The sequence below is a fragment of the Arthrobacter sp. SAFR-023 genome (assembly GCF_051965295.1).
GTDB lineage: Bacteria > Actinomycetota > Actinomycetes > Actinomycetales > Micrococcaceae > Arthrobacter.
In genome coordinates this window covers 207,575-220,756 of record NZ_JBQCMF010000003.1, presented here as the reverse complement: position 1 = coordinate 220,756, position 13,182 = coordinate 207,575, and the positions used below count along the sequence as shown (strand labels likewise).

The following is a 13,182-nucleotide window of genomic DNA, read 5'->3' as shown; positions in this document are numbered from 1 at the left end:
GCATGCGGCCTATGGGCACAGCAGACGCTTCCTTTGCGATCAAACGCATCTATGAAGAACCCGCGGACGACGACGGCTGCCGGGTTCTGGTGGACAGGCTCTGGCCGCGCGGGGTCAGTAAGGAAAGGGCCCAGCTGGAGCTGTGGCTCAAGCAAGTGGCACCGTCGCCTCCGCTGCGGCAGGAATTCGCCCACATGCAGGAGCGGTTCGAGGACTTCCGTGCCCAGTATGAGGACGAGTTGGCGGGCAATCCCGCGGTGGACCAGCTCCGGGACCTGGCGGCCAAGCACCGGAAGGTGACGCTGCTGTACGCGGCCCGGGATCCGGAGGTGAACCATGCCAGGGTCCTGCTGGAGTTCCTGGCAGCCCGGGGGTCAGGAAAGTAGGCGGTTCGTGGAAGTAAACATTGGGCTGGCCCACCCTGTGGTTGGCGCTAGGGTGGTGCCATGACTGAGGTTTCCGCAAGCTCTGACGTGTCCACCAACAAGTCCCCCAGGAAGGCAGCCCTCGTTACCGGCGCCAGCTCCGGCATTGGCGAGGCCACCGTCCGCGCGCTCCGTGCAGACGGCTGGACCGTGTACGCCGTCGCCCGCCGCCAGGAACGGCTGGCCGCGCTGGAAGCCGAGACCGGCGCCGTCGCCCTCGCTGGCGACATTTCCGAGGACGGGGACGTGGCCCGCCTGCTGGCAGAGGTGACCTCCGCTGGCGGGATCGACACGCTGGTCAACATCGCCGGCGGCGCCCGCGGAGCGGACCGTGTAGGGCAGGCCGTGACCGAGGACTGGGAGTGGATGTACCGCGTGAACGTCCTCGGCACCATGAAGATCACCCGCGCTTTCCTGCCAATGCTGCGTGAGAACGGCGAGGGCACCGTCCTGAACCTGACATCCACGGCCGGGCTGGATGCCTACGAGGGCGGGGGCGGCTACAACGCCGCCAAATTTGCCCAGCATGGCCTGACCGGGGCGCTGCGGCTGGAAGAGGCCGATCACAACGTGCGTGTCATCGAGGTCGCCCCCGGCCTGGTCCAGACCGAGGAGTTTGCCCTCAACCGGCTTGGTGACGCACAGGCGGCCGGGAAGGTCTACCAGGGCGTGGAGAAGCCGCTGACCGCCGAGGACGTGGCCGACGTGGTGCGCTACGCCGTAAGCGCACCACACCACGTTAACCTTGACCAGATCGTCATCCGCCCGGTGGCGCAGGCTTCTACCTTCAAACTGATCCGCAAGCAGGCCTGAGCAGGCTGCGCTATCCGTTCACCGGGACGTACAGCGTGGCCAATACGGCTGCGTGGTCCGTCCCGGGGACGCGGCGCACGGCGTAGCCCGACGCCGGAATGCGCGGGCTGGTCACCAGGTGGTCGATGGTGATGCCGGGCAGCGGCTGGCCGTCCATCGGCCACGTGGGCATGAACCGCGCCCCCGACGCCATGCCGACGTCCACCAGCTTCCGGCCGCCCGGGCCGCCGTCGAGCAGCCTGCGGAACTCCGCGTGGTCGTAGGTGGCGTTGAAGTCGCCAAGCAGCAGCTGGTTGCCCGTCAGTTGGTTGCCCCGGCCCACGGCCCCGTTGCGTGCCACCAGCCGGCCCAGTGACTCCAGGTCGCTGCGCCACTGGCCCACACGGACATCCACAGGCGGGAGCGTGTGCACGTTCGTGACCTCAAGCGTGGCTGGCGCAGCATCCGTCTTGCCAGCACCCGCAACGGCACCGCCAGCAACGGGCACTGTCATCCGGAAAGTCGGCATCTGGAACGGGGTGTCAGGAATCAGCCCGGTGGCTCGGATGGCGTGCCGTGAGTACGTTGCGCTGCCCGAGCCGTTCTCGGTGGGACTGCTGATCCTGTTGGGCAGGAGGCTTCCCAGGCCTTCCGTCGCCAGCCGGTCCTCCAGCGCCTGGGTGTACTCCTGAATGGCGAGAAGTTCCACCCCGTTGTCCCGGACCAGCCGGACGATTTCGGCGGCGTTGGCCCTGCCGAAGCGGGAATTGATGCTCATCACCGTCAGCGGAACGGTGCTGCTGGTACCGGAGGCTCCGGAGTCTGCCCGGCCTGCACCCGCCTGTCCTGCGTCTGCTGCCCGTTCATCCGCGCGGCCCGCATCCGGCGCCCAGAGCCAGAAAAGCTGGGCTCCCAGGAGCAGCACGGCAGCGGCCGTGACCAGATGCCGCCGGCCCGGCAGCGCCAGGGCCAGCGCAAGGGCGGCAGGAATCACCAGCCACGGGGTGAAGGACAGCAGCTGGACCACCGGCGTGGGCCACTCGGCAGGGATGGCCCGGAACACCGAAAGCGAAGCGACCGGCAGGAGGACGCACAGTGCCAGCACCAGCCAGACGGTTTGCGCGCGGCGGGCCGAAGCAGTCATGGATCGAGTCTAGGCTCCGGCCGCCGGATGGTTGTGGCCGCCCCGGCCTCAGCAGTTAGACTGGAGCCAGCAGCTTTGACCCGGCCATCACCGGTGAGCTTCCGGAAGAACACCCGGCCCGCGGTGCGCACAACCGATCGCGGGGACCAGGCCAGTAGAACCGGACGGGTAAGCCCGTCACAGCAGCAATGAGCGGCCGTCGTCGAACTCCTTGGAGTTGGCAGCGGTAAGTGAGGTGGTACCGCGGTGCCGGTGCAGTCGCAGGACTGTGCGTGCGCCGTCCTCGCATCCTGAATTTGTTCACCAGCTCAACCCAGGATGTTCGAGATGACGTATTACCCCAAGGCCTCAGCAGCCCCGTCCGGTCCGGGCTCCTCTGCAGGAGTGTCCGCCTCCGTGAAGTTCCCGGAGATCGAGGAGCGGATCCTCAAGTACTGGGACGAGGACGGCACCTTCCAGGCCAGCATCGACCAGCGCAGCGCCGACCTTCCAGGCGGCACCCCCGGCAGCAATGAATTCGTCTTCTACGACGGCCCGCCCTTCGCCAACGGCCTGCCGCACTACGGCCACCTGCTGACCGGCTACGCCAAGGACCTGGTGGGCCGCTACCAGACCCAGCGCGGCAAGCGCGTGGAGCGCCGCTTCGGCTGGGACACCCACGGCCTGCCCGCCGAGCTGGAAGCCATGAAGCAGCTGGGCATGACGGACAAGACCCAGATCGAGGCCATGGGCATCGACAAGTTCAACGACGCCTGCCGCGCCTCCGTGATGAAGTACGCCAACGAGTGGCAGGCATACGTCACCCGCCAGGCCCGCTGGGTGGACTTCGACAACGACTACAAGACGCTCAATGTCGAGTACATGGAGTCCGTGCTCTGGGCGTTCAAGCAGCTGCACGAGAAGGGGCTGACCTACAACGGCTACCGCGTGCTGCCGTACTGCTGGAAGGACGAGACGCCGCTGTCCAACCATGAGCTGCGCATGGATGACGACGTCTACAAGAACCGCCAGGACCAGACCGTCACGGTGACCTTCCCCGTCAAGGCGGGGGAGTCGGAACTGTCCAAGCAGCTGGCCGGTGTGCAGGCGCTCGCCTGGACCACCACGCCCTGGACGCTGCCCACCAACCTGGCGCTCGCCGTCGGACCCTCCATCAGCTACGCAGTGCTGCCCGCCGGGCCGAACGGCATCAAGGCCGCCGCGGCCGAGGCGCCGGTCACCGGAAGCTTCCTGCTCGCTGAAGACCTGCTGGGGACCTACGCCAAGGACCTGGGGTACGACGACGCCGCTGCCGCGGCCGCCGCCGTCACGTCCACCCACACCGGCGCCGAGCTGGAAGGGCTCAGCTACGAGCCTCTCTGGCATGACTTCGCCGACACGGAAAAGTACGGCACCCAGAACGCCTGGGTGTTCCTCGTGGCCGACTACGTCACCACCACCGACGGCACCGGCATCGTCCACCAGGCCCCGGCCTACGGTGAGGACGACCAGAAAGTCTGCGAGGAAGCCGGTATCCCCGTAGTCCTCTCCGTGGACGAGGGCGCCAAGTTCCTGCACCTGTTCGCCCACGGCGACCTGCACGACATCGTCGGCCTGCAGGTCTTCGACGCCAACAAACCCATCACCCAGGTGCTCCGCGCCCAGGGCCGCCTGGTCCGCCAGGCCAGCTACGAGCACAGCTACCCGCACTGCTGGCGCTGCCGCAACCCCCTGATCTACCGCGCCGTCTCCTCCTGGTACGTGGAGGTCACCAAGTTCCGCGACCGGATGTCCGAGCTGAACCAGGAAATCAACTGGATCCCCGGCAACGTCAAGGACGGCCAGTTCGGCAAGTGGCTCGCCAACGCCCGCGACTGGTCCATCAGCCGCAACCGCTACTGGGGCAGCCCCATTCCGGTGTGGCAGTCCAGCGACCCGGAATACCCGCGCACCGACGTGTATGGGTCGCTCGCGGACATCGAGGCCGACTTCGGCCGGCTGCCGCTGAACAAGGACGGCGAGGTGGACCTGCACCGGCCGTTCATCGACGAACTGACCCGGCCCAACCCGGACGATCCCCGCACCCCTGAAGAGGGCCAGTCGGTCATGCGCCGCGTGGAGGACGTGCTGGACGTCTGGTTCGACTCCGGCTCCATGCCCTACGGCCAGGTGCACTACCCGTTCCAAAACGAGGCCTGGTTCGACACCCACAACCCGGCCGACTTCATCGTGGAATACATCGGACAGACCCGCGGCTGGTTCTACATGCTGCACATCCTGTCCACCGCGCTGTTTGACCGCCCGGCCTTCCGGAACGTCATCAGCCACGGCATCGTGTTGGGTTCCGACGGGCAGAAGATGTCCAAGAGCCTGCGCAACTACCCGGACGTCTCCGAGGTGTTGGACCGCGACGGCTCCGACGCCATGCGCTGGTTCCTCATGTCCAGTCCCATCCTGCGCGGCGGCAACCTCGTGGTCACCGAACAGGGCATCCGCGACGGCGTCCGCCAGGTCATCCTGCCGCTGTGGAACGTGTACAGCTTCTTCACGCTGTACACGAACGCCGCTGCTGGTGGTTCTGGCTATGACGCGCAACTGCGGTACGACGGCTACACCGACACGCTGGACCAGTACCTGCTGGCCAACACCGGTGACCTCGTCCGGAACATGACTGCCCAGCTGGACACGTACGACATCTCCGGCGCCTGCGACGAACTCCGCAGCTACCTGGACATGCTCACCAACTGGTACGTCCGCCGCAGCCGCCAGCGCTTCTTCGACGAGAACGCCGACGCGTTCGACGCCCTGTACACCGCCCTGGAAGCTGTGTGCCGCGTGGCCGCCCCGCTGCTGCCGCTGGTCTCCGAGGAGATCTGGCGCGGCCTCACCGGCGGCCGCTCCGTGCACCTCGCCGACTGGCCGGACCCGGAGCTGTTCCCGTCCAACGCCGCGCTGGTGGAGGCGATGGACCGCGTGCAGCAGATCTGCTCCACCGGCTCCTCCCTCCGGAAAGCCGCCAACCTGCGCGTGCGCCTGCCGCTGCAGGAACTCACAGTCGTGGCACCCGGTGCAGATGCGCTGGAAGGCTTTGCCGCCGTCGTCGCCGACGAACTGAACCTGCGCTCGGTCCGCCTGCTGGACGCCGCCAGCGCCTCCCCGGAGGAGTTCGGCATCGAGCAGAAGCTCGTGGTCAACGCCCGTGCCGCCGGTCCGCGCCTCGGCAAGAACGTGCAGCTGGCCATCAAGGGTTCCAAGTCCGGCGACTGGTCGGTCTCCGACGCCGGTGTGGTCACCGCCGGCGGCCTTGAGCTGGAACCGCAGGAATACACGCTGGAGACGGTGGTGGCAGAGGCCGACGGCGGTTCGGCCTCCGTCGCGGTGCTCCCCGGCGGCGGCTTCGTCGTGCTGAACACCGAGGTCACCCCCGAGCTGGAGGCCGAAGGCCTGGCCCGTGACATGGTCCGTGCCATCCAGCAGGCCCGCAAGGACGCCGCGCTGAACGTGAGCGACCGGATCCGGACCACGGTCAGTGCCGCGCAGAACGTCATCGACGCGCTGCTGGCGAACGCCGAGCTGGTGAAGACCGAAACGCTGACGCTGGAGCTGGATGCCGTGCCTGCCGACTCTGCCGAACCGCGCATCACTGTCGAAAAAGTGGGGGCCTGAGCATGACTTCTGAACCGACCGACGAATTCTCCGTGGAGAGCGTCTACGCCGAGCTGCTGGGCCGTGCACCGGAAAACAAGATGGAGCCCCGGCTGGCCCCGCTGTTCCGCGCCATGGATGTGCTGGGGGAGCCGAACAAGGCCTACCCGATCATCCACATCACCGGGACCAACGGAAAAACGTCCACGGCCCGGATGATCGAGGCCGGCCTGCGCGCCCACGGCCTCAGCACCGGGCGCTACACCAGCCCGCACCTGTCCAAGGTCACGGAGCGGATCAGCCTGGACGGTGAGCCCGTCTCCGACGAGACGTTCGTGCGCATCTGGGACGAGATCCGGCCGTACCTGCAGATCGTCGACGACGAACTCACCGCCGAGGGCCAGCCCCGGCTGACGTACTTCGAATGCCTCACCATCCTCGCCTTCGCCGTGTTCGCCGACCAGCCGGTCAACGTGGCCATCATGGAGGTGGGCCTCGGCGGCATCACCGACGCCACCAACGTGGGCGACGGCCAGGTGTCCGTGGTGACACCTATCTCCCTCGACCACACAGACCTGCTGGGTGACACCACCGAGGACATCGCCTACGAGAAAGCCGGCATCATCAAGCGCGGCGGCTTCCTTATCAGCGCGGCCCAGCCGCTGGATGCCGCACAGGTCCTGCTGGAGAAGGCCAAGGAGGTGCAGGTGCCGTTCCGCTTCGAAGGAGTGGAATTCGGCGTCGAATCCCGGCAGGTCGCCGTCGGCGGACAGGTGGTGACCGTCCAGGGCCTCGCCGGCCGCTATCCGGACCTCATGGTCCCGCTGCACGGCGCCCACCAGGCCGAGAACGCCGCCGTGGCAGTGGCAGCGCTGGAGGCGTTCCTTGGCGGCGGCGAGAAGGAGCTGTCCCTGGAGGTCCTGCAGGAAGCCTTCGGCACCGTGTCGTCCCCGGGCCGGCTGGAAGTCGTGCGGACAGCCCCCACCATCATCGTGGACGCTGCCCACAACCCGGATGGCATCCGGGCGTCCGCCGAGGCGATCCAGGAGGCCTTCAGCTTCAGCAAGCTGGTGGTCGTGGTGGGCGTGCTCAAGGAAAAGGACGCCGAGGAGATCCTGCGCCAGCTCAAGGAATCCCTGGGTGACCTCGCGGAGGAATTCTGCTTCACCCAGTCCAACTCCCCGCGGGCAGTGCCTGCAGCGGAACTGGCGGAGCTCGCCGTCGACCTCGGCTTTGGCGAGGAAAACGTGCACATCGCCGAAAAGCTGGACGACGCACTGGAGTGGGCCGTTGAACGCGCCGAAGCCAACGACGACCTCGCCGGCGGCGTGTTGGTGACCGGCTCCATCACGCTGGTGGCGGACGCCCGCATCCTGCTTGGAAAGGCGGCCGGCTGATGGCCCGGCTGACAAAGGCCCAGCGTGAATGGCGCCCGGGCATGCCCAAGAAGCGGCGGTCCACCAAGGTCATGTTCGCCTCGACGGTGCTGCTGCTGGAGGCCTTCGTGGTCTTCTTCGCAACGCTGGCGGTGTTCGGCCTGCGCCGCGCCGAGATCTCCCCGGCGCTGATCCTCTCGGTGGGCATCGGACTGAGCGTGGTGCTGATCCTGGCCTGCGCGGTGCTGTCCAAACCGTGGGGCGTGGCGCTGGGCTGGATCCTGCAGCTGGTGCTCATCCTGAGCGGTTTCGCGGAACCCCTGATGTTCCTCGTCGGCGCGCTGTTCGCCCTCGCCTGGTGGTACGGCATCCGGGCGGGCATCCGAATCGACCGCGAGTCCGCCCAGCGGGACCAGGCGCAGGCTGAGTGGGATGCCGCGCACCCTGAGGCCGCCGGCACTGAAGGCGCTGGCACCTAAAGGATCCGGCACCTAAAGGATCCGGCCGGACCCCGTAGACTTACCGTCGAAACCCACAACCAACCCCATTGGAGCAACTGTGAGCATTGAGCGCACCCTTGTCCTGATCAAGCCGGACGGCGTCACCCGCAACCTGACCGGTGAAATCCTCAAAAGGATCGAAGCCAAGGGCTACACCCTGGCCGAACTCAAGAAGACCAACGCCAGCCGCGAACTGCTCGAGCAGCACTACGAGGAGCACGTGGGCAAGCCGTTCTACGAGCCGCTCGTGGAGTTCATGCTCAGCGGCCCCGTGGTTGCAGCGATCTTTGAAGGCCACCGCGTGATCGAGGGCTTCCGGTCTCTGGCCGGCACCACGGACCCGACGACGGCGGCCCCCGGCACCATCCGCGGCGACTTCGGCCGCGACTGGGGCCTGAAGGTCCAGCAGAACCTGGTCCACGGTTCCGACTCGGTGGACTCGGCCGAGCGCGAAATCAAGATCTGGTTCCAGGCCTAAGCTTCACCGCAGGTTAAGCGCGAACTGGCAGCTAATGCCCCGAAAAGCTGGTTTTGAGGGCGTTAGCTGCCAGTTCGCGCTTTTTCGTTCGGAAGACTGTGCTGCTAGAAGCCCGACGTGCCGGCGAACACCTGGATGAACGCAAAGAAGATGGTCGCAATCACGGCTACGTAGAGCAGCGCCGTGATGATCCAGCCGGAGTCGCCCAGGATGCGGGCCAGGCCTGCCGGCGCCGGAATCACGCCGTGGACCACGTTCCGCACGGTCACCCAGACGAAGAGCGGGATCATCGCCGCCCAGACCACCATGCAGAACGGGCACAGGATGTGGATGGAGTACAGCGCCTGCGACCACAGCCACACCACGAAGATGAAGCCGAGGGTGATGCCGGCCTGCAGCCCGAGCCAGTACCAGCGGGCAAACCGGGCGCCGGCAAGCAGTGCCATTCCGACTGTGGTTGTGATGGCGAAGGCGACTATCCCGATGAACATGTTCGGGAAACCGAAGACCGAGCTCTGCCACGTCTGCATGACCTGCCCGCAGGAAATCCAGGGGTTCACGTCGCACACGGTGGCATGGTTGGGATCCTTGAGGACCTCAAGCTTTTCCAGCACCAGAATGCCGGATGCCAGCCAGCCCACAACGCCGGTGATGACCAGCAGCCAGCCGAAGGGGCGGTCGCGCGTCATGGCCGGCACGGCGGCACCGGCCGAAGCCGCAGCAGCCCGGGCACCGTCCCGCTGGTCCTGTTCGTAGTCCGTGCCTGTGGAAGGCGAAGTGCGTGGCATGGGATTGCGTCCTTTTGTCTCGGGTGCTCCTGCCCAGATTCTATCGCCGCCACCTTGACGCGGGCTGTGCTCGTAGCCAATCTCGCCCTTGACCGGCTTTGTCACACAATTACGGCGTATTTGAACGGCAATATGAGAGAATAAACGTGGCTGGAGCGCGAACCACATTCGAACTCCAGTCCGGTGGCTTGTTCCCAAGACCGCCAATGAGCAGTGGTGCAGGCTTTGGAAAGAAGATCCAGCCTCCCACCTTCCATTGGACGGCACCTGGTTGTGGTTGTCAGAAACAACGGGTTCCAGTAACAATCCCGCCGGCCTGTCAGGCCTGCCGCACCCCACTGCCGGTGCGAGCCTGCTGGTATCCAATTGACTTCTGTCAATGCCTGCGGGTTTTGACAATATGTGCCCCAATGGGTGCCGAATGTGGCGGCAGGTCAGGGGCAGGAGTGTTGCCACATATGGATAATGACCAGGTTATAGCCGTCAACGAAGAACCGGCTGCCACCGGCGAAGCCGCCGCTGAGGCCCCCAAGAAAGCCACCCGGACCCGCCGCAAGGCTACGCCCAAGGCCGCAGCAGCGGACACGGAGACTGCGGCGTCGGAGCTGCCCGCTCCGGAAACCCTGACGTCTGAAGGCGCAGCATCAGAAACTGCAGCACCAGAAACGGCAGCACCAGAAGCCGCAGTGCTGGAGTCGGCTGTCGGAGATGCCGCAGCAGCCCCTGCCAAAACCCCGGTCCGCCGGACCCGCGCCCGGAAGAAGGTCGCCGAAGAACCGCTGCCCGCGTTTGCGGAAGCTGCCGGGGCCGAAGTTGATGTGCACGAAGGTGGCGCGCAGGTAGCCGCCACGGAGCCGGCCGTCGAGGCTGCGGCCCTTCCGGCCGCCACTGAGCAGGTCGCCACTGAGCAGGCGGTTGCAGAGCCGGCCGCCGAGTCCAAGCCTGTACGCCGCCGGCGGGCAACAAAGCCCAAGGCCGCGGAGCTGGCCGAAAGCCCCGCGGAGTCAGCCGAATCTGCCGAGTCGCCCGCTCCGGCCGCTCCGGGAACAGCCACTGAGGCGCCTTCAGCCGGACAGGCTGATGAGCCCGCCCCGGCCGCCGGCGCCCCTGATACCCAGGCAGCGCCGGCCACTGCAGCCCCTGCTGCACCCGTGGCTGCACAGGAGTCCGCTGTCGAGGAAGAGGCCGAAGACGAGGCCGCAGGGCAGTCGCCCCTGGGCTCGCTTTTCCTGGAACCGTCGTCAGTGACGTCGATTATCTTCCAGGCCCCTGACCTGAACACGGTGGTCCGCCCTGCCGCTTCCGCCGCGAAAGAGGAAGCCGCAGCCGAGGACGGCGACGACGAGTTGGAGGACGACGGCGGGCGGCGCCGGCGGCGCAGCCGCGGCCGCCGAGGCCGCAGCCGGACCGACCGTGAGATCACCGACGGCGATGAAGGCACCGAAGTTTCTGACGAGGCCGGCGAAGACGAAGGCGAGCCACTCGAAGATGGCGTGACGTCCCGCCGTCGCCGTCGCCGCCGCCGCGGCGACCAGGACCTGGAACTGACCGGCGGCGGAGAAGACGATCCCCCCAACACGGTCACCCGCGTCCGCGCCCCGCGGACCATCAGCGAGGCACCGGCGAGCAACCGGGTCACCAGCGTCAAGGGCTCCACCCGCCTGGAAGCCAAGAAGCAGCGCCGCCGCGAATCGCGGGACACCGGCCGCCGCCGCACGGTGATCACCGAGGCTGAGTTCCTCGCCCGCCGCGAATCCGTGGACCGCCAGATGATCGTGCGCCAGCGCGACGACAGAATTCAGATCGGTGTCCTGGAAGACGGCGTCCTGGCCGAACATTTCGTCTCCAAGACGCAGCAGGACTCCCTGATCGGCAACGTCTACCTGGGCAAGGTCCAGAACGTCCTGCCGTCCATGGAAGCTGCCTTCGTGGACATCGGGCGCGGCCGCAACGCCGTGCTGTACGCCGGTGAGGTGAACTGGGAAGCCGTCAACCTCGAAGGCAAACAGCGCCGCATCGAGAACGCGCTCAAGTCCGGCGATTCCGTCCTGGTCCAGGTCACCAAGGATCCGGTGGGCCACAAGGGTGCGCGGCTGACCAGCCAGATCTCCCTGCCCGGCCGTTACCTCGTGTACGTTCCCGGCGGGTCCATGACCGGCATTTCCCGCAAGCTGCCCGACGTCGAACGCAACCGGCTGAAGCGAATCCTCAAGGACCGCCTCCCCGAGGACGCCGGCGTCATTGTGCGCACGGCCGCTGAGGGGGCCTCCGAGGAGGAACTGACCCACGACATCAACCGCCTCCGTGCCCAGTGGGAGGGCATCGAGAGCCAGGCGAAGTCCACCAAGGTCCTCGCCCCCGAACTCCTCTACGGCGAACCGGACCTGACCATCAAGGTTGTGCGCGACGTGTTCAACGAGGACTTCTCCAAGCTGATCGTCTCCGGCGACGAAGCGTGGGACACCATCGAGGCCTACGTCACCTACGTTGCCCCGGACCTGGTGGGCCGGCTCGAAAAATGGACCAAGGACGAGGACATTTTCTCCGCCTGGCGCATCGACGAGCAGATCCACAAGGCTCTTGACCGCAAGGTTTTCCTGCCGTCCGGCGGCTCACTGGTCATTGACCGGACAGAGGCCATGACGGTGGTTGACGTCAACACCGGGAAGTTCACCGGCAGCGGCGGCAACCTTGAAGAGACCGTCACCAAGAACAACCTTGAGGCTGCCGAGGAAGTTGTCCGCCAGCTGCGGCTCCGCGACATCGGCGGCATCATCGTCATCGACTTCATCGACATGGTGCTCGAGTCCAACCGCGACCTGGTCCTGCGCCGTCTGGTGGAATGCCTGGGCCGTGACCGGACCAAGCACCAGGTGGCCGAAGTGACCTCCCTGGGACTCGTGCAGATGACGCGCAAGCGCATGGGCACCGGCCTCCTGGAAGTCTTCGGCGAGCAGTGCGAGGCATGTGCCGGCCGGGGAGTCGTCACCCATGACGAGCCGGTGGAGCACCGCCGCGCCAACACCGTGGCCGCGGAGCACCACGTGCACCGTGCCGAGGTCCAGCCCCCTGCCCGGACAGAGCGGAAGCGCCGCCGCGGCAAGGGCGGACAGCCGTCCTCCGAGGCAGCTCCGGCCGCCCCCGCCGTGCCGCACCACCCCGAACCGTCAGACGCGGAGCGCCACGCCAAGGCTGAAGCGACCCGCGCTGCCCTCGCCAACATCGCCGCCGCGGCCCACGCCGCACACCTGCATGAGGAAGAAGCTGCGCACGGTGCCGCAGCGTCCGGTGAGGCCCCCCGCCCCGCCGCCGCCGCACCGGAAAGCCCCGTGGTGCACCGCGCTCCGGAAACGGAAAGCGTCTCCGGACGGCCCGGCGCAGTGCTCACCTTTGGCGGCGAGAAAGTGGTGCTTCCGTTTGTCGATCACAGCGATGAACCGGTGAAGGAACCGCCGGCCCTGACGCTGGACCGCCTGGAGGAAGCCTTCGCGCACCTCGGCGCTCCGATTGCCCCCGCCGAAGAGGAGGAGGCCAAGGACGAGGCTCCCGCGCCGGCGCGCCCGGAAAGCCAGCGCCCGGAAAGCCAGCAGCCGGAGGGCCAGCAGGCCGCAAGCCAGCCCGCGGCTCAGCCTGCTGCACGGCAGCCGGTGGAAAGCCCCGCGGCACCGTCCCGCAGCCGCCGTCCGCGCCGCAACCGCAGTGCCAGCCGCCCCCAGGGTGCAGCCAACGAGACATCCGTGGAACACCACGAGGTTGCTCCGGCTGCAGCCGCCGGGCACTCGCACGAGGCCAAGGCGCCTGAGGCAGGCAATGCGCAGACGGCCAAGGCGGCTCCGCGGCCGGCCAGCGAACCGATCATTCTGGGGGTCGGCGTACCCGCCTCAGAACTGTAGGAACAAGCGCCACTGAAAGGTCCGGCACCGCGGTTGCGGTGCCGGACCTTTCTGGTTCCGGACATTCGTCCGCCGGCAAAGGGCAGTAGCCGAATGGCAGCAGGCAAGGGGAGGGGACAACAGCGCACGCCGAAGCCTGTCGCAATCGTCAAACTTGGCGCC

General features: G+C 67.1%; 9 protein-coding genes. 7 read left to right on the top strand and 2 right to left on the bottom strand.

Features of this window, described 5'->3' with window-relative positions; genetic code table 11:
* The first annotated feature begins 11 nt into the window (after window positions 1–11).
* On the top strand, window positions 12–386 hold the full coding sequence (locus ACTHQX_RS05235) for a DUF488 domain-containing protein (RefSeq protein ID WP_440155985.1): 375 nt from the start codon (window positions 12–14) through the stop codon (window positions 384–386).
* A gap of 60 nt (window positions 387–446) precedes the next feature.
* Entirely contained in the window at window positions 447–1,238 is a 792-nt protein-coding gene (locus ACTHQX_RS05230) for an SDR family oxidoreductase (RefSeq protein WP_440155987.1), read from the top strand.
* Between the two features lie 10 nt (window positions 1,239–1,248).
* On the opposite strand, the gene ACTHQX_RS05225 is transcribed toward ACTHQX_RS05230, so the two are convergent.
* Window positions 1,249–2,361 (bottom strand): endonuclease/exonuclease/phosphatase family protein, encoded by a 1,113-nt coding sequence (locus ACTHQX_RS05225; RefSeq protein ID WP_440155989.1) that lies wholly within the window; start codon window positions 2,359–2,361, stop codon window positions 1,249–1,251.
* 327 nt (window positions 2,362–2,688) lie between these two features.
* Here ACTHQX_RS05225 and ileS point away from each other — a divergent pair, with 327 nt between their 5' ends.
* From ileS to ndk, 4 genes are all read left to right on the top strand, one after another.
* Window positions 2,689–6,006 carry an isoleucine--tRNA ligase gene (gene ileS, locus ACTHQX_RS05220; protein ID WP_440155991.1) on the top strand — a complete coding sequence of 1,106 codons (3,318 nt, stop codon included), beginning with the start codon at window positions 2,689–2,691 and terminating at the stop codon, window positions 6,004–6,006.
* A 2-nt stretch (window positions 6,007–6,008) separates the two neighbouring features.
* Window positions 6,009–7,382, top strand: a complete 1,374-nt coding sequence (locus ACTHQX_RS05215; protein ID WP_440155992.1) for a bifunctional folylpolyglutamate synthase/dihydrofolate synthase — start codon at window positions 6,009–6,011, stop codon at window positions 7,380–7,382.
* Entirely contained in the window at window positions 7,382–7,840 is a 459-nt protein-coding gene (locus ACTHQX_RS05210) for a DUF4233 domain-containing protein (RefSeq protein WP_236803650.1), read from the top strand. Before ACTHQX_RS05215 ends, ACTHQX_RS05210 begins: the two co-directional genes overlap by 1 nt.
* A 79-nt stretch (window positions 7,841–7,919) precedes the next feature.
* Window positions 7,920–8,339 carry a nucleoside-diphosphate kinase gene (ndk, locus tag ACTHQX_RS05205; RefSeq protein WP_003803412.1) on the top strand — a complete coding sequence of 140 codons (420 nt, stop codon included), beginning with the start codon at window positions 7,920–7,922 and terminating at the stop codon, window positions 8,337–8,339.
* Between the two features lie 104 nt (window positions 8,340–8,443).
* Here ndk and ACTHQX_RS05200 read toward each other — a convergent pair whose 3' ends face one another.
* Window positions 8,444–9,127: a vitamin K epoxide reductase family protein gene (locus tag ACTHQX_RS05200; RefSeq protein WP_440155994.1), complete on the bottom strand. Its 684-nt coding sequence runs from the start codon at window positions 9,125–9,127 to the stop codon at window positions 8,444–8,446.
* A gap of 458 nt (window positions 9,128–9,585) precedes the next feature.
* Between ACTHQX_RS05200 and ACTHQX_RS05195 the strand changes: the two genes are divergently transcribed.
* Window positions 9,586–13,020 carry an Rne/Rng family ribonuclease gene (locus tag ACTHQX_RS05195; protein ID WP_440155995.1) on the top strand — a complete coding sequence of 1,145 codons (3,435 nt, stop codon included), beginning with the start codon at window positions 9,586–9,588 and terminating at the stop codon, window positions 13,018–13,020.
* Window positions 13,021–13,182: the final 162 nt, after the last annotated feature.

Excerpts from the sequence above, each read along its gene's own strand:
- ACTHQX_RS05210 (WP_236803650.1), top strand. The coding sequence starts at position 7,382 with ATGGCCCGGCTGACAAAGGCCCAGCGTGAATGGCGCCCGGGCATGCCC.
- ACTHQX_RS05235 (WP_440155985.1), top strand. The coding sequence starts at position 12 with ATGGGCACAGCAGACGCTTCCTTTGCGATCAAACGCATCTATGAAGAA.
- ACTHQX_RS05230 (WP_440155987.1), top strand. The coding sequence starts at position 447 with ATGACTGAGGTTTCCGCAAGCTCTGACGTGTCCACCAACAAGTCCCCC.
- ACTHQX_RS05215 (WP_440155992.1), top strand. The coding sequence starts at position 6,009 with ATGACTTCTGAACCGACCGACGAATTCTCCGTGGAGAGCGTCTACGCC.
- ACTHQX_RS05200 (WP_440155994.1), bottom strand. The coding sequence starts at position 9,127 with ATGCCACGCACTTCGCCTTCCACAGGCACGGACTACGAACAGGACCAG.
- ACTHQX_RS05195 (WP_440155995.1), top strand. The coding sequence starts at position 9,586 with ATGGATAATGACCAGGTTATAGCCGTCAACGAAGAACCGGCTGCCACC.
- ileS (WP_440155991.1), top strand. The coding sequence starts at position 2,689 with ATGACGTATTACCCCAAGGCCTCAGCAGCCCCGTCCGGTCCGGGCTCC.
- ACTHQX_RS05225 (WP_440155989.1), bottom strand. The coding sequence starts at position 2,361 with ATGACTGCTTCGGCCCGCCGCGCGCAAACCGTCTGGCTGGTGCTGGCA.